Here is a 16,410-nt window from a genome sequence, read left to right as displayed (position 1 = left end):
GCTGAAGGCCTGCAGCTCGCCGATCGGGTTCTCCGAGCCGATCCAGACCGCGATGCCGTCCTCGTTCTCCGGGCTGAGGCGCCGCAGCGCGGAGCGGATCTCGCGCGGCGACTCCAGGAACTTCACCAGCCGCTTGAGCTGGCCGGGGTCGGAGAACTCGGGCTCGTCCAGGACGTTGGCCACGCCCATCAGCTCGAGGTCGGCGGCCTCCACGTCGTCGAAGAGGGACGCGCCGTTGCGCGCGACGTCCCGGGCGATCCGGCCGGCGTCGCTGTCGTCGGTGTCGAGCGATGCGAGCACGCCGTGCCGGATCTCGTCGATGGTGCGGCCGCTGATGCGCTCGCTCAGGATGCGGGCCGCGTCGTCGAGGGCCTCGGGCGTGACGTCGAGATCCACGGCGAAGGTGCCGGTCCGCACCAGGGCGTTGTCCAGCACCAGCACCATCAGGACGCGGCGGTGTTCCTTCGGGTACAGGTCCAGGCGCCGGGCCCGCACCTGGTCCCAGGCCGGCCCCAGGATGATGCCGATGTTGTCGGTCAGGCGGCACAGCAGCGCCGCGAGCGCCTTGACCATCGCGTGCGTGCCGCGCGAGCGCTCGAGTTCCCGGTCCACCAGGGCCCGCAGGCTGCGGCCGGCGGTGGCCTCGCCCGGCGCCGCCACGAGCAGCCGGTTCACGAACGCCCGGAACCCGGCGTCGGTGGGCACGCGCCCCGCCGAGACGTGGGGCTTCGCGAGGTAGCCTTCCCGCTCGAGCCGGCCCATGTCGCCGCGCACCGTCGCGGAGCTGACGGCGCCACCCAGCCACTGCACCACCAGGGCGGAGCTCACCGGCTGACCGGTGCGGCTGTACAGCCGCACGACGGCTTCCAGGACCGTGTCGAGTCTGCTGTCCCTGTTGGTCATCCGGCGGCTCCCGTCGCGCCCGTCCCGGGGACGGGCCCACAAGTTAGACCGAACGATTTCGGTGTGTCAACCGGCCCGCGCCCCGCGAGGCCGGCGAACAGCGTCTCGACGTCGTCGATCCTCAGGCGGCCCCGCGGCGTCAGGGCCAGGCGCCCCCGCGCGCGCCGCCAGAGTCCTTCGGCCTCCCCGCGTGCCAGGACGGCGTCGTTCGCCGGCAGGTCGCGCAGGGGCGCGCCGGCGGCGGTGCGCAGCGGCAGGAACATCCGTTCGAGCCGGCGGGCCGCGGGACCGAGGCGGTCGACCCGGGCCTCGGGCAGGCGCCCCGCCTCCACCTCGGCGACGTAGCGCGTCAGGTCGGCGAGGTTGGCGTAGCGGCGGTTCCCGGCGAAGCCGTGGGCGCCGGGACCGAGCCCGAGGTAGGGCGTCCGCCGCCAGTAGGCGGCGTTGTGGCGCGACCGCTGGCCGGGCAGGCAGAAGTTGGAGATCTCGTACTGCCGGTAGCCCAGGCGCGCCAGGTCCTCGCAGGCGCCCAGGTAGAGGGCCTCGACCTCGGCGTCGCGGGGCCGGGGCACGCGTCCGGCCTCGACGTCAGCGGTCAGCGGCGTGCCCGCGTGCAGTTCGAGGATGTAGAACGAGACGTGGCCCACGCCGAGGTCGCGGGCTTCGGCGAACTCCCGCGCGAGCCGGTCGCGGCGGCAGCCCGGCGCCAGGATCCAGTCGGCGCTGACGCGCGGGAAGCGCGACGCGGCCAGGCGCAGCGCGGCGCGGGCGCGGTCGGGGTCGCAGCGGCGGCCGAGCAGGCGCAGCACGTCCGGGTCGAGGCTCTGGACGCCCAGGCTGACGCGCCCGACGCCCGCCCCGCGCCAGGCGTCGGCCCGCGCCTCGTCGAAGCTCTCGGGGTTCGCCTCGGCAGTCACTTCGGCCCGGCCCGCGCGGGCCAGGCGGCCCCAGGTGCCCTGCAGCAGGTCGACGAAGAGGCCGGGCTCCAGGACCGAGGGCGTGCCGCCGCCGACGTAGCAGGTCAGCGCCGGTCGCCGCCCGTCGCGCAGCGTCGCGCAGGCGTCGCGGCGCAGCGCGAATTCGGCGATCACGGCCGCGACCAGCCGCCGCCGGGACGCGCCGTCGTGGCGGTCGGTGCGCGGGAAGCGGCAGTAGGAGCACAGGGAGGCGCAGAACGGCACGTGGATGTAGACACCGCCGCCCGGGCGGCGCCGAGGCGGCGGTCGCTGCGCGGGCGCGGCGTTCACCGGATCAGGTCGCCGATCCGGGCGAGCCGTGGCATGAATCGCTGCGCGTCCCAGGACCAGTAGATGAAGATGGCCTTGCCCTTGACCAGGTCCAGGTCGAGCGGCCCCCAGCCGCGGCTGTCGTAGCTGTTGTCGCGGTTGTCGCCCATCATGAAGATCGTCCCGGACGGCACCACGAACGGCGCGGCCGCGGCGGCCGCGGCGGCGTGCAGCGCGCCCATGTGGCGGCTCATCTCCAGGACGGTCAGCGAGCCGCTGCCGTCGATGTGGGCGCGCAGCGGCGCGAGGTCGCCGGCCAGCGCGGCCGGGTCGAGTCCGGCGCCGGCGGCGACGGCCGCTTCGACCATCTCGACGAAGCGGCGCGGCGTGAGGCCCTCGGTGCGCAGCGCCTCGGCCAGACCGTACTCGCGCCCGAAGGCCCGCGCGTCCGCGGCCGCGTTGTGCAGGGTGTGCGGGAGGCTGCGCGCGCCGGCGGACTGCACCTGGGTCACGCGGCCGGGATGGTCGAGCGCGTCCTCGTAGAGCTCGCCGTTGACCCGCAGCAGCCCCTGGCGGACCTCGACCCGGTCGCCGGCCACGGCGACGCAGCGCTTGATGTAGTCCTGCGTGCGGTCCTTGGGGAACTCGAAGACGATGATGTCGCCGCGGCGCGGCGCCCGCAGCGCCGGCAGCTTCAGCACGGGCAGGTCGTCCGCGAGCGTCCAGTTCACCAGGGGGATGCGGATGCGCTCGGGCGTCTTGGCGCCGTAGAGGTACTTGTTCACGAACAGGAAATCGCCGACCAGCAGCGTGTTGACCATGGAGGGCGAAGGGATCCGGAACGCCTGGATCACGAACTGGCGGATCACCAGCGCCACCAGCACGGCCGTGCCGATCGGCTTGACGTAGTCCGCCCACAGGCGGTGGCGGAACCCGGTGCGCGCCGATCTCTGCATCCGCGTTTCCTGCCGCCGCGCACCCTGCTGCCTCTTGCGACCGAACATCGTGCCGTTCCTTCCTCTGGTCGGGCCGCGGCCCGTTCCGTGCCGGGTACGCCCGGCCTAGCGCTCGACCTTGAGCAGGGCCATGAACGCCTCCTGCGGGATCTCGACGGCCCCCACCTGCTTCATGCGGCGTTTGCCTTCCTTCTGCTTCTCCAGCAGCTTCCGCTTGCGCGAGATGTCGCCGCCGTAGCACTTGGCGGTCACGTTCTTGCGGAAGGGCTTGACGGTCGTGCGCGCCACCACGCGGGTGCCGATCGAGGCCTGGATCGCCACCTGGAACATCTGGCGCGGGATCAGCTCCTTGAGCTTGCGGCACAGCTCGAGGCCCCAGTTGTAGGCGCCGTCGCGGTGCACGATGCAGGCCAGGGCGTCGACCGGGTCGCCGTTGATGAGCAGGTCGAGCCGGATCAGGTCGCCCGGGCGGTGGGCCAGGTACTCGTAGTCGAGCGAGGCGTAGCCCTTGGTCACCGACTTCAACTTGTCGTAGTAGTCGACCACCAGCTCGTTGAGCGGCAGGTCGAACTCCAGGGTCACCCGTTCGGTGTCGATGTACTCCATCTTCTTCTGCACGCCGCGCCTCTCCAGCGTGATCTGGATGACGTTGCCGATGAACTCCTTGGGCGTGATCACGGTGGCGCGCACGATGGGCTCGCGGATCTGCAGCGTGTCGTGCGGCGACGGCATCAGCGCCGGGTTCTCCACCAGCAGGGTGCGCCCGTCCTTGGTATCGACCTCGTACTCCACGTTGGGGAGCGTGGCGATCAGGTTCAGGTCGTACTCCCGCTCGAGGCGCTCCTGGACGATCTCCATGTGCAGCAGGCCCAGGAAGCCGCAGCGGAAGCCGAAACCGAGCGCGGCGCTCTTCTCGGGTTCCCAGGTCAGCGAGGCGTCGTTGAGCTGCAGCTTCTGCAGCGCGTCCTTCAGCTCGTTGTAGGCGTCGTTGTCCGTCGGGTAGAAGCCGCTGAAGACCATCGGCTTGGCCTCGGCGTAGCCCGCCAGCGGCTCCGCGCAGGGCCGCTCGGCGAGGGTCACGGTGTCGCCGACGCGGATGTGGCGCACGTCCTTGGCCCCGGTCGCGATGTAGCCGACCTCGCCCGCCGACAGGTGCTGGCGCGGCACGCGCTGCAGCCGGAACCAGCCGATCTCGCCGATGTCGTGGACGCGGTCCTGGCGCATCAGCTTGACCTTGTCCCCCTTGCGCAGCGTGCCCTCCATGACCCGCAGGTAGGCGACCGCGCCGACGTAGGGGTCGAACAGCGAGTCGAAGATCAGCGCCTTGACCGGCGCCTCGGGGTCGCCGGCCGGCGGCGGCACCTGCGCGATGATCGCCGCCAGCAGCTCGTCGATGCCCGCGCCGGATTTGGCGCTGACCATCATCACCTCGGAGCGCTGGCAGCCGATCAGGTCGCCCAGCTGGTCGGCCACGTACTCCGGGCGCGCCGCCGCCAGGTCGATCTTGTTGATCACCGGCAGGATCGTCAGCCCGTGCTCGACGGCCAGGTAGAGGTTGTTGATGGTCTGCGCCTGGACGCCCTGCACGGCGTCGACGACGAGCAGGGCCCCCTCGCAGGCGGCGAGGCTGCGCGAGACCTCGTAGTTGAAGTCGACGTGGCCCGGGGTGTCGATGAGGTTCAGGACGTAGGACACGCCCGCGGCCGTGTAGGTCATGCGGATCGGGTGGCTCTTGATGGTGATGCCGCGCTCCTGCTCGAGGTCCATGGAGTCCAGCACCTGGGCCTTGAGGTCCTTGCCCTTGAGCGTGCCCGTGTACTCGAGCAGACGGTCGGCCAGCGTCGACTTGCCGTGGTCGATGTGGGCGATGATGCAGAAGTTGCGCGTGCGTTCCATCTCGGTCATCGTCGCATCCCGGTTCGTCGTTTCAGAACGTGGCGGACCAGCCCAGGGTCGCGGCCCCCGCCGGGCGGCCCGCTTCGGGCAGCTCGATCGGCTGGGGGACGTCGCCCGGATCCCAGTTCGAGGGAACGGGCACCGGATCGTGCTCGAACCGGTGCAGGTGGGCGCCGACGTAGGCGTCGAGCGCCATGATGAACATCGCGCCCGCCGACCACCAGGCGTTGTCGCGGGCCAGCTCGCGGTACTCCTCGGCCTGCGCCCAGTAGAAGTCCCGCACCGCATCGTTGTCCGTCGCGTCCCGCCAGTCCAGCAGGCGCTCGGCCTTGCGGTCGTACATCAGCAGGCGCGACCAGTAGAACATCTCCGCGCCGAAGGCCAGCACCCCGCGCCAGCCGTTGTCCGCGTAGAGCTGCCCCCAGCCGGGGAAGACCGGCGACATCACCGTCGCCAGGGTCGGGTTGACCGGCGAGGCGAGGCGGAATTCCCTGATCGCGGGCGCCGCGTGGACGACGGGCGCGATCGTCGAGTCGGTCGTCGCTTCGACCGGCGCGGCGACCACCGCCGCGGCGCTGTCGGCGCTCGCCGCGGCAGCGGCGAGCGGCGCCGCATCCGCGACGGCGCGGCCGGAACCGCACGCCAGGGCCGCCGCGACCACGACCAGGACCGCCGCCGGTTTCATCGTCCCTCCCCGCCGCGTCCGCGGCCCCGCGTTCGGGCCGGCACGCGGACCAGCACGCCGTGCGGCAGCAGGCGCAGTTCGTGACCGCCGGCGGGCAGGCGCCCGGCTTCCCCGTCCCAGTGCGCCGCGGCCGGCGCCGCGAATTCGACGGTCGCGCCGGTGATCCGCCGCATCGTCACCCGCGGGTCGTCGACGTGGGTGCCGCGGATCCCGCGCGGCAGCAGCCTGACGAGGTCGCGGCGCCGCAGGGCTGGCACGAGGCAGAGGTCGAGCAGGCCGTCGCCCGGGTCGGCGTCCGGCGTCAGCAGGAAGCCGCCGCCGCAGCGCGGGCCGTTGCCGATCTCGGCCAGCATCCAGTCCCCCTCGAGCGTCGTCGCGCCGTCCGCGTCGCGCAGCGTCCAGCGGACGCGGGCGGGACGGCAGCGGGCCAGCGGCCCCAGGGTCGCCAGCGGGTAGCGCAGCCGGCCCCAGCGCCGGTCCACGGCGGCCGCCGCCAGGGCGACCTCTCCGTCCAGCAGCAGGCCGCACGAGTTCACGAACACGCGGCCGGCGAACTCCGCGACGTCGACCGCGCGGGTGCGACCGTCGCGGATCGCGCCCGCGCCCGCGAGCGCGTCGGCGATGCCCAGCCCGCGGGCGAAGTCGTTGCCGCTGCCGGTCGGCAACACCACCAGCGTGGCGGGCGTTCCGGCCAGGCCGCGGACGACCTCGCTGACGGTGCCGTCGCCGCCGGCGACCGCGACCCAGGGGTGCCGCTCCGCCGCCCGGGCGGCCAGGTCGGTCGCCTCGTGGGCGCGGGCGGTGACCAGGATCTCGGGCTCGACGCCCGCCCCGCGCAGTAGGGCCGCTGCGGCGGCCGGGGCGAGGCGCCCGCGGCGGGGGCCCGCCACGGGGTTGAGGATCAGCGCCGCCGTCTCCATGCCTGCTCCGTGAGCCGCGCGGGCAGGCGCGAAAAACGCGGCTCGCGCCGCGTCGCACGCCCGGTGGCCGGTCTGGCGGGAATGTGTGGGAATCGAACCCACCTCGGACGGTTCAACGCGCCCGACACAGGGATTTGAAGTCCCGGGAAGCCACCAGGCCCCATCCACTCCCGTGCACGGCCGACAGGATACACCAGAGTCCCGGCCGGACCCACCGAAAATCAGCGCGTCGCCGCGATCATCTCCACCTCGACCAGCGCGCCGACCGGCAGGGCGGCGACACCGACGGCGGAACGGGCGGGGAAGTCGGCGGTGAAGAACTCCCGGTAGACCTCGTTGAACGCCGCGAAGTCGCCCATGTCCGCCAGGAACACGGTGACCTTCACGACGTCGGCCAGCGTGGCGCCGCCGGCCTCGACCACGGCCCGCGCGTTGTCCAGGGCCCGGCGGGCCTGCTCGACCACGCCGCCGGGGACGAACTTGCCCGTGGCGGGGTCGAGGCCGATCTGGCCGGCCGTGAACACGAGCCCGGCGGCGGCGACTCCCTGGCTGTAGGGACCGACGGCGGCCGGGGCCTGGGACGACGCGAGCACCTTGCGCGACATGGCGGATCCTCCTTCGGCGTCACTCGACGGTGACGCTCTTGGCGAGATTGCGCGGCTGGTCGACGTTGCAGCCACGCATGACGGCGATGTGGTAGGCCAGCAGCTGCAGGGGCACGACGGCCAGCAGCGGCGACAGGAGCTCCGAGGAGGCGGGGATGCGGATGACGTGGTCGCTCATGGCGGCGATCTCCTCCTCGTCCTCGGTGACGATGCTGATCACCTTGCCCGAGCGGGCCTTCACCTCCTGCACGTTGCCCTTGATCTTCTGGTAGCTGCCGTCGCGCGTGCAGATCACGACCACCGGCATGTCGGGGTCGATCAGCGCGATGGGCCCGTGCTTCATCTCGGCGGCGGGGTAGCCCTCGGCGTGGATGTAGCTGATCTCCTTCAGCTTCAGGGCGCCCTCGAGCGCGATCGGGAAGTTGTAGCCGCGGCCGAGGTACAGGAAGTTGCTGTGGTCCTTGTAGACGGCGGCGATCTCGCGGATCTCCTCGTCGCGGGCCAGGATCTGCCGGATCTTCTCCGGGATGCGCTGCAGGTCCTCGAGCAGGCGCATGCCCCGCTCGCTGGAGATCGTGTGGCGGCGGCCGAGCATGATCGTCAGCAGCACCAGGATCGTCACCTGGCTGGTGAACGCCTTGGTCGAGGCGACGCCGATCTCGGGCCCGGCGTGGATGTAGATGCCGCCGTCGGTCTCGCGCGCGATCGTCGAGCCCACGACGTTGGTGATGCCCAGCACCTTGGCGCCGCGCCGCTTCGCCTCGCGCATGGCCTCGAGCGTGTCGATGGTCTCCCCGCTCTGGCTGATCGTCAGGCAGAGGGTGCCGGGCTCGATCACCGGCGAGCGGTAGCGGAACTCCGACGCGTACTCCACCTCCACCGGGATGCCCGCGTGCTCCTCGATGAGGTACTCGCCGAGCAGGCCGGCGTGGAAGCTGGTGCCGCAGGCCAGGATGATGATGCGGCGGACGTTGCGCAGCTCCCAGTCCGTGAGCCGCAGGCCCGACAGCTTCACGTCGCCGCTGTCGGGCAGGATGCGCCCGCGGAAGGCGTCGACGATGGTCTCCGGCTGCTCGTGGATCTCCTTGAGCATGAAGTGCGGGTAGCCGCCCTTCTGGATCCGGTCGAGGTCCCAGGTGATCTCCTGGATCTCCTTGGTCAGCAGTTCGTTGCGGATGCCCAGGACGCGGACGTCGTGCGGGGTCAGCACCGCGAGCTCGCCGTCGTCGAGGTAGATGACCTGGCGCGTCTCGCCCAGGATCGCCGCCACGTCGCTGGCCAGGTAGTTGGTGCCCTGCCCCACGCCCACCACCAGCGGCGAGCCCTTGCGCGCGCCGACGATCTTGCCCGGCTCGTCCGCGTGCATCACCGCGATGCCGTAGGTCCCCTCGGCCAGCGACAGGGCCTTCTGCACCGCCTCCTCGAGGTTCCCGTGGTAGTGGTGCGAGATGAGGTGGGCCAGGACCTCGGTGTCGGTCTCCGACTTGAAGACGTGGCCCTGCTTGACCAGCTGCGTCTTGAGCACCGTGTAGTTCTCGATGATGCCGTTGTGGACCAGGGCCAGGCGGCCGTCGTCGTCCTGGTGCGGGTGCGCGTTGATGCGGTTCGGCGCGCCGTGCGTCGCCCAACGGGTGTGGGCGATGCCGCACAGGCCGCTGAGGTCGTGGTTGGCCGCCTCGATCTCGAGCGCCTTGATCTTGCCCTGCTGCTTGACGACGCGCAGGCCGTCGTTGATCACCGCGATGCCCGCGCTGTCGTAGCCGCGGTACTCCAGCCGCTTGAGGCCCTCGATCAGGATGGGCGCGACCTGCTTGTCGCCCGTGATGCCGACGATCCCGCACATGGCTGCTCCTTCGCCGTCAGGCCCGCTCGCACAGGGCACGCGCACGGGACACGAGGTCCCGCGCCTGCGCCTCGCTGGCGGCCTCCGCGATCACGCGGACGATGGGTTCGGTGTTCGACGGGCGCATGTGCACCCAGCCGGCGGGGCCGGACCAGCGCAGGCCGTCACGGTCGTCGACCGTGCCCTCACCCAGCGCAACTCCAAGTCCCGCTTTGATGTCTTCGGCCGCGAACGGTCCTTCTTGATCGAACTTGTCCTTGATCATGGCCACCGGCGGGTAGCGGTCGACGAGTTCCGCCAGGGACAGGCCGGTGTCGGCCAGGTGCTGCAGGACCATGGCGATCCCGACCAGGGCGTCCCGCCCCGGGTGCAGCGCCGGGTAGATGACGCCGCCGTTGCCCTCCCCGCCCACGACCGCGCCCTCGCGCAGCATGGCCTCGACCACGTTGGCCTCGCCGACGGGCGTGCGGGTCACACCGACGCCGTGGCGGGCGGCCACGACCTCGACGAGCGCGGTGGTCGAGAGGTTGATCGCGACCGGGCCGGGCTCGCGCCCGAGCAGGAAGTCGGCCGCGACGGCGAGCGTGAGCTCCTCGTTCAGCACGCGTCCCGACGCGTCGGCCAGGACCAGGCGATCCACGTCGGGGTCGACGGCGAAGCCGAGGTCGGCGCCCTCGCGGCGGACCGCCGCGCTCAGGTCGGCCAGGTTCGCGGGCGTGGGTTCGGCCGGGTGCGGGAACAGGCCCGTCAGGCCGCAGTGCAGGGGCACGCAACGCACGCCCAGCGCGGCGAGCAGCTCCGGCACCAGGGCGCCGCCGGCGCCTTCCACGGCGTCGACGACGGCCGTGAAGCCGCGGGCGGCGATCGCCCGCGTGTCCAGCCAGGGCAGGGCCAGCAGGGCGGCGATGTGCCGGGCGTCGGCGCCGTCGCGGCGCGCGATCCCGCCGAGGCGGTCCCAGGCGACGTGGCCCCGGCCGGTGTCCAGCAGGACCTGCAGGGCCGCGTTGGCCTCCGCGCCCAGGAACAGCCCCCGCCCGTCGAGCAGCTTCAGCGCGTTCCACTGCTGCGGGTTGTGGCTCGCGGTGATGATCACGCCGCCGACGGCGTCGCTCTCCTGGACTTCCATCTCGGTGGTGGGCGTCGAGGCGACGCCGATGTCCACGACGTCGTGGCCCGTCGACCGCAGGGCCGAGGACACGGCGTCCAGCAGGACCGGGCCGGAGGGGCGGGTGTCGCGACCGACCACGACCGGGCCCGGCGGCAGCCAGGCGCCGAAGGCGGCGGCCCACCGCGCCGCGACGACGGCGTCGAGTCCGTCGCCGATCACACCCCGGATCCCCGAGACGCTGATGCGCAGGGCCAATGCAGGCTCCTTCATCTGACTTGGACGCATAGCCGGCAGGGCCGGCCGTTGGCGGCGGCGGGTCGGACGGCGCAGGGCGGTGGAGCCGATGTGGGGACTCGAACCCCAGACCTGCTCATTACGAGTGAGCTGCTCTACCAGCTGAGCTACATCGGCTCGAACGTCGGACGAGAAGTGGTGCCTGGGGGCGGAGTTGAACCACCGACACCATGATTTTCAGTCATGTGCTCTACCAACTGAGCTACCCAGGCACACCGGACGCGGGACCGCCGCCCTGCGGCGACGGTCCGGGAAGTAAACACTCCCGCGCGACCCCTGTCAAGCCGTCCACCGGCAATAATACGCCCGCCAGCATACCCGCGTTCGGGCCGCACGGCCATCCCCGGTTCCCGCGGCCTCAGCCGCGGTACCCGCGGGGGTGGTCCCGATGCCAGCGCCAGGCATCGGCCAGGATCGACGGCAAGCCGTCGCCGCGGGGCCGCCAGCCCAGATCGCGGCGGGCGCGGGCGTTGCCCGCCACCAGGCGCGCCGGGTCGCCGGGCCGCCTCGGCTCGATGCGCGGCGCGATCTCCCGCCCGGTGACCGCCGCGGCGGCCGCCAGGATCTCCCGCACCGAGGCTCCCGTCTCGGTGCCGAGATTGTAGACGCTCAGCCCGGGCCGCAGGTCGGCCTCCAGGGCGAGGGCGTGGGCCTCGGCCAGGTCCGCGACGTGGACGTAGTCGCGGATGCAGGTGCCGTCGGGCGTCGGGTAGTCGTCGCCGAAGACGGCGAAGTCGACGTCCGGGTCCAGCAGCGACCGCAGCAGGCGCGGGATCAGGTGGGTCTCCGGCTCGTGGTCCTCGCCCAGTTCCTGCGAGGCGCCGCACGCGTTGAAGTAGCGCAGCGCCACGGCCGGGAATCCCGCGGCCGCCGCCGTGTCGGCCAGGGCCCACTCGATCGCCAGCTTGGTGTGGCCGTACGGGTTGACCGGCCGGGTCGGCGCGTGCTCGGTGATCGGCATCTCGTCCGGTTCGCCGTAGACGGCGGCCGTCGAGGAGAAGACGAACCGCCCGATGCCCGCGCGCGCGGCGGCGTCGAGCAGGTTGACGCTGCCGCCGACGTTGTTGCGGTAGTACTTCAGCGGGCGGACCGCCGACTCGCCGACCAGGCTGAAGGCCGCGAAATGCAGCACCGCGTCGACGGGCGCGGCCAACACCCGGTCCACGAAGACCGCGTCCAGGAGCGAGCCCTCGTGCAGCGGGACCCCCGGCGGCAGCGCCTCGCGGTGGCCGGTGCTGAAGTCGTCGAGGATCTCGACCTCGTGGCCCCGCGCCAGCAGGACCCGGGCGGTGACGCTGCCGATGTAACCGGCGCCGCCGGTGACCAGCACCCTCATCTTGCCTCCTTCGCCGACGTGCCGGGGCGCCGGCGGGTGCGGCCCGCGCCGCGCGCCGCGAGGTAGCGCCCCGTGACCGACTCCTTGCAGGCCGCGACCTCGGCCGGCGTGCCCGCGACGACCACGGAGCCGCCGGCGTCCCCGCCGCCCGGCCCCAAGTCGATGATCCAGTCCGCCTGCTCGATCAGGTCCAGGTTGTGCTCGACGACCACGACGGACTGGCCCTGGGCGACCAGATCGTGCAGGACGCGCAGCAGGTCCGCCACGTCGTGGATGTGCAGGCCCGTGGTCGGCTCGTCCAGCAGGTAGAGGTTGTGCTTGCCCGAAGGCGCCGTCAGTTCGCGCGCGATCTTCAGGCGCTGGCTCTCCCCCCCCGAGAGCGTCGTGGCGGACTGTCCCAGGGTGAGGTAGCCCAGGCCGACCTTCTTGAGGATCCAGAGCTTGTCGCGCAGCGCGTTCTCGCCGCGGAAGAAGGCCAGCGCCTCCTCGACGGTCATCGCCAGCACCTCGGCGATGGTCCGCCCCTGGCAGCGCACCTCCAGCGTGGCGGGGTTGAAGCGGCTGCCGCCGCACACCTCGCAGGGCACGCTGATGTCGGCCATGAAGTGCATCTCGACGCGGTGCTCGCCGAGCCCCTGGCACTCCGGGCAGCGCCCGCCGGCGGTGTTGAAGCTGAAGCGGCCCGGCGGGAAGCCGCGCGCGCGGGCGTCGGGAGTCGCGGCGAACAGCTCGCGGATCGGCGCGAGCACGCCCAGGAACGTGGCCGGGTTCGAGCGGCTGGACTTGCCGATCGGCGACTGGTCCACCAGCACGACCTGGTCGATCCAGTGCGCGCCCTGGAAGCCGGTGAAGGGCCGCGCGCGCTCCTTGCCGCCGGCCTCCTTGCCGGTCAGCCCGTCGTGGAGGCAGGCGCCCATCAGCGTGCTCTTGCCCGAGCCCGAGACCCCGGTCAGGCAGACCAGGCGCTGCAGAGGGATCGCGACGTCGAGGTTGCGCAGGTTGTGGCGGCGAGCGCCGCGGACGACCAGCTGGCGCCGCGACTCCTCGCGCACGGGCGCGAGCCGGGGCAGCGACCGCTCGCCGCGCAGGTACTCGGCGGTCAGCGTCGTGCCCGTGGCCAGCAGCTCGGCGAGCGGCCCCTGGAAGACGACCTCGCCGCCGTGGCTGCCCGCGCCCGGACCCAGTTCGACGAAGTGCTCCGCCGCGCGCAGGACCGCGAGGTCGTGCTCCACGACGACGACCGTGTTGCCGCCCTCGACCAGGTCGCGCAGCGTGCCGATCAGCCGCTCGACGTCGGCGGCGTGCAACCCGGCGGTGGGCTCGTCCAGGACGTAGAGCGTGTCGGTCAGGCGCGAGCCCAGCGCGTTGGCCAGGTGGATGCGCTGGGCCTCGCCGCCGGACAGCGTGCGCGTGAGACGGTCGAGCGTCAGGTAGTCGAGACCGACCCGGTTGAGGAAGCGCAGCCGGTTGCGGATCTCGTCCAGGACGTCGCCGGCGGCGGCGGCGTCGGCCCGCGACGGGCGCAGGCCCTCCATCTTCTGCAGCGCCTCCCCCAGCGACAGCCGGCCCAGGGCGCCGACGTCCAGCTGCCCGACGCGCACGGCCAGGGCCTCGCCGCGCAGGCGCGAACCGCCGCAGGCCCGGCAGAGGGAGTCGCCCATGAAGCGGCGGGTGAAGAAGCGGTGGTGCCCCTTCTTCATCTCGCGCCGCATCTCTTCCAGGAACGGCAGGATCCCCGTGTAGGCGGTTTCCTGCGTCTCGAGCACTTCGCGCTGCTGGGCGCGGGTCAGCTTGCGCCAGGGCGCGTCCGCCGGGATGCCGCGGCGGCGCGCGAAGCGGATGAGCCCGGCGTGCGCGCGGGCGAAGGCCGGCGTGCGCCAGGGGCGCACCGCGCCGTCGAGCAGCGACAGGGTGTCGTCCGGGACGATCTTCTCCTCGTCGAACTCCAGCCGATTGCCGAAGCCGTTGCAGGCGGGGCAGGCTCCCTGGGGCGAGTTGAAGGAGAACAGGTGCGGCGTGGGCGCGGGGAACTCGCGGCGGCAGCCGTTGCAGACCAGGCGCGACGAGTAGGCGCGACGCTCTTCGCCGCAGCGCACCGCGACCCAGCCGCCTCCCTGGCGCAGGGCCAGCTCGACGGCCTCGGCGAAGCGCGACTTCTGCCCCGCCGCCAGCGTCACGGAGTCCACCACGACGTCGACGACGTCGCCCGCCCGCGGCCGCGGCGCGCCGGGCTCGGCGGCCTCGTCCAGCCGCACCAGGATCCCGCCCACCACGGCGCGCCGGTAGCCCTGCGCCAGCAGCGGCTCGGCCCAGCCGCTGCGCGAGCCGTCGCCGCTGATCTCCTGCGGGTAGGCCACGAGCGCCGTCGCGTCCGCCCCCCAGCGCTTGACCGTCTCGCGCCACACCGTGGCCGGGGTCTCCGGCACCACCGCCTCGCGGCAGTCCGGGCAGACGATCCGCCCGATGCGCGCGAAGAGCACCCGCAGGTAGTCGTTGATCTCGGTGACGGTGCCGACGGTGCTGCGGCCGCTGCGGGCCGCGTTGCGCTGCTCGATGGCGATGGCGGGGCTGATGCCGTCGATCCAGTCGACGTCGGGCTTGGGCATGCGCTCCAGGAACTGGCGCGCGTAGGTCGACAGGGACTCGACGTAGGTGCGCTGCCCCTCGGCGTAGAGCGTGTCGAAGACCAGCGACGACTTGCCCGAACCGGACACGCCGGAGACGGCCGTCAGGCGGCCGCGCGGGATGTCGACGTCGCAGCCCTTGAGGTTGTGCTGGCGGGCGCCGCGGATGCGGATGGTCTCGATCAACGTTCCTCCTGGGCCCCGCCGCGGGCGCGCCGCCGGCGGGACCTTCCAAGGTATCCGTTCTTTCGCATTCCGCACAAGGGATTTACACTGGGCGGCGTCCCGGGGCCGCCGCAACGGCCCGATTTTCCCACCCGCGCCGAGGATACGCCATGCCCCTGCCGAACACCGAGCGGCTGCTGTCCACGATCCACGTCCTGCGCTCCCCGGACGGCTGTCCCTGGGACCGCAAGCAGACCCTGGCCACCGCCGCGCACCACCTGCACGACGAGTCGGCCGAACTGCTGGAGGCCGCCCTCGGCGGGGATCTCGACCACGTCCGGGAGGAGCTCGGCGACCTGCTGTTCATGGTCTGCTTCGTCGCGGAGATCCTCGGTGAGACGGCCCCCTCCGGCTTCGAAGACGTCGCCGACCTGGCCGACGCGAAGCTCGTGCGGCGGCACCCCCACGTCTTCGGCGGCGCCGCGGCCGGCGACGCCGGCGAGAGCCAGCAGCGGTGGAACGAAGTCAAAGCCCAGGAGAAGCGCGCCAAGGGCCTGGACCCGGACCGCGAGTCCCTGCTGAAGGACCTGCCGGCCGCGTCCGCGCCGCTGCACCAGGCCCACCGCTACCAGAAGGACGCCGCCCAGGTCGGCTTCGACTGGCCCGATCTCGAAGGCGTGCGGGAGAAGATCCGCGAGGAGCTGGCCGAACTCGACGAGGCCGTCGCCGCCGGCGACGCCCCGGCGATGGAGCACGAGGTCGGCGACCTGCTCTTCTCGGTGGCCAACCTCGCCCGCCGGCTCGACGTCGCCCCGGACGTCGCGCTGCGCCGGGCCAACGCCCGCTTCCGCTCCCGTTTCCACGCCGTCGAGGCCGCGTTCGGCGGCGACCGCGACCGCCTGGCCGCCGCGTCCCTCGACGAGCTCGAGGCCGCCTGGCAGGCCGCCAAGAGCGCGGAGCGCGGCGGAGCCTAGCCCGCGCCGCCGGTCGCGGCGGGCGACTCGGGCGACTCGGGCGTTTCGGTCGTCTCGGGCGCGTCGGGGCAACCGTCGTCGTCGCGATCGCCGTCGTAGTCCTCGGCCTGGTCGGGGCAGCCGTCGCGGGCGTCGAGGATCCCGTCGAGGTCGTTGTCCGGATCGGGGCAACCGTCCTCGTCCTCGAAACCGTCCAGATCCTCCGCGACGTCCGCGCAGCGGTCCTCCCGGTCCTCGATCCTGTCCCCGTCGCGGTCCGCCATCTCGTCGGGACAACCGTCGGTGTCCTGGTAGCCGTTGTAGTTCTCGGCCTCGAAGGGGCAGTGGTCCTGCTGGTCGAGGATCCCGTCCCCGTCGTTGTCCGGATCGGGCGCGCCGTCCTGGTCGCGCCAGCCGTCCGGATCCTCGGCGACATCGGGCGCCGCGTCCGCCACGTCCGGCACGCCGTCCTCGTCGTTGTCCGGGTCCGGGCAGCCGTCCTCGTCGCGGAAGCCGTCGCGGTCCTCGGGCGCGTCCGGACAGAGGTCCAGGCGATCGTTGATGCCGTCGCGGTCGCGGTCCGTGCCGCCGACGGCGAAACCCCGGCTGACGCCCACCGCCACCGTCCAGTCGGGCACCGACGACGTGAACGGCGTCGACAGATCCTCGCGGGACAGGGGCACCTCGTAGGCGACGTCCAGCGCCCAGCCGTCCTCCGCGCCCCAGCGCACGCCGGCGGTGAGGGCGTGGAACGCCTCGCGCGCCGCGATCGCGGCGGACGCGGGGTACGCTTCCGCCGCGTACGTGACGTGCAGCACGGCGAGGGACTTGCGCAGGTCGACGCCCGCGCTCCACAGCCAGGGGTCGTTGCCGACGCCGCCGGCGTCCGCGGGGTA

13 protein-coding genes and 3 tRNA genes are annotated in these 16,410 nt (G+C 72.7%); 1 reads left to right on the top strand and 15 read right to left on the bottom strand.

Annotated features, from left to right (window positions below; all coding sequences use genetic code 11):
• From Q7W29_08670 to uvrA, 14 genes are all read right to left on the bottom strand, one after another.
• The coding region (locus Q7W29_08670; GenBank protein ID MDO9171888.1) for a hypothetical protein at nucleotides 1-903 on the bottom strand (903 nt) is incomplete at its 3' end.
• Entirely contained in the window at nucleotides 900-2,150 is a 1,251-nt protein-coding gene (locus tag Q7W29_08665; protein MDO9171887.1) for a coproporphyrinogen-III oxidase family protein, read from the bottom strand. The genes Q7W29_08665 and Q7W29_08670, both read right to left, overlap by 4 nt.
• Nucleotides 2,147-3,085, bottom strand: coding sequence for a signal peptidase I (lepB, locus tag Q7W29_08660; protein MDO9171886.1), 939 nt, complete (start codon nucleotides 3,083-3,085; stop codon nucleotides 2,147-2,149). Before lepB ends, Q7W29_08665 begins: the two co-directional genes overlap by 4 nt.
• Nucleotides 3,086-3,190: 105 nt before the next feature.
• Nucleotides 3,191-4,990, bottom strand: coding sequence for a translation elongation factor 4 (lepA, locus tag Q7W29_08655; GenBank protein MDO9171885.1), 1,800 nt, complete (start codon nucleotides 4,988-4,990; stop codon nucleotides 3,191-3,193).
• A 22-nt stretch (nucleotides 4,991-5,012) separates the two neighbouring features.
• Nucleotides 5,013-5,666: a DUF5683 domain-containing protein gene (locus tag Q7W29_08650; protein ID MDO9171884.1), complete on the bottom strand. Its 654-nt coding sequence runs from the start codon at nucleotides 5,664-5,666 to the stop codon at nucleotides 5,013-5,015.
• Complete coding sequence (locus tag Q7W29_08645) at nucleotides 5,663-6,586, bottom strand: YegS/Rv2252/BmrU family lipid kinase (protein ID MDO9171883.1); 924 nt, start codon at nucleotides 6,584-6,586, stop codon at nucleotides 5,663-5,665. Before Q7W29_08645 ends, Q7W29_08650 begins: the two co-directional genes overlap by 4 nt.
• Nucleotides 6,587-6,659: 73 nt before the next feature.
• A tRNA-Sec gene (locus tag Q7W29_08640) sits at nucleotides 6,660-6,758 on the bottom strand.
• 49 nt (nucleotides 6,759-6,807) lie between these two features.
• Nucleotides 6,808-7,191: a RidA family protein gene (locus tag Q7W29_08635; protein MDO9171882.1), complete on the bottom strand. Its 384-nt coding sequence runs from the start codon at nucleotides 7,189-7,191 to the stop codon at nucleotides 6,808-6,810.
• Between the two features lie 19 nt (nucleotides 7,192-7,210).
• Complete coding sequence (gene glmS, locus Q7W29_08630) at nucleotides 7,211-9,034, bottom strand: glutamine--fructose-6-phosphate transaminase (isomerizing) (protein ID MDO9171881.1); 1,824 nt, start codon at nucleotides 9,032-9,034, stop codon at nucleotides 7,211-7,213.
• A gap of 16 nt (nucleotides 9,035-9,050) precedes the next feature.
• Nucleotides 9,051-10,397 carry a phosphoglucosamine mutase gene (gene glmM / locus Q7W29_08625; GenBank protein MDO9171880.1) on the bottom strand — a complete coding sequence of 449 codons (1,347 nt, stop codon included), beginning with the start codon at nucleotides 10,395-10,397 and terminating at the stop codon, nucleotides 9,051-9,053.
• Between the two features lie 80 nt (nucleotides 10,398-10,477).
• Nucleotides 10,478-10,553, bottom strand: a tRNA-Thr gene (locus Q7W29_08620).
• A 19-nt stretch (nucleotides 10,554-10,572) separates the two neighbouring features.
• Nucleotides 10,573-10,648, bottom strand: a tRNA-Phe gene (locus Q7W29_08615).
• Nucleotides 10,649-10,794: 146 nt separating this feature from the next.
• On the bottom strand, nucleotides 10,795-11,772 hold the full coding sequence (galE, locus tag Q7W29_08610) for a UDP-glucose 4-epimerase GalE (GenBank protein MDO9171879.1): 978 nt from the start codon (nucleotides 11,770-11,772) through the stop codon (nucleotides 10,795-10,797).
• Nucleotides 11,769-14,582 (bottom strand): excinuclease ABC subunit UvrA, encoded by a 2,814-nt coding sequence (uvrA, locus tag Q7W29_08605; GenBank protein ID MDO9171878.1) that lies wholly within the window; start codon nucleotides 14,580-14,582, stop codon nucleotides 11,769-11,771. The genes galE and uvrA overlap by 4 nt, the downstream gene beginning before the upstream one ends.
• 149 nt (nucleotides 14,583-14,731) lie before the next feature.
• Here uvrA and mazG point away from each other — a divergent pair, with 149 nt between their 5' ends.
• Entirely contained in the window at nucleotides 14,732-15,535 is an 804-nt protein-coding gene (gene mazG, locus Q7W29_08600; protein ID MDO9171877.1) for a nucleoside triphosphate pyrophosphohydrolase, read from the top strand.
• Here mazG and Q7W29_08595 read toward each other — a convergent pair.
• Nucleotides 15,532-16,410 (bottom strand): hypothetical protein (locus Q7W29_08595; GenBank protein ID MDO9171876.1); only part of this gene is annotated, 879 nt, incomplete at its 5' end. The genes mazG and Q7W29_08595 overlap by 4 nt on opposite strands.

The organism is bacterium (assembly GCA_030654305.1).
Lineage (GTDB): Bacteria > Krumholzibacteriota > Krumholzibacteriia > LZORAL124-64-63 > LZORAL124-64-63 > PNOJ01.
Note: the sequence above shows the minus strand (reverse complement) of the source record. Positions and strands in the feature narration are given on the sequence as shown.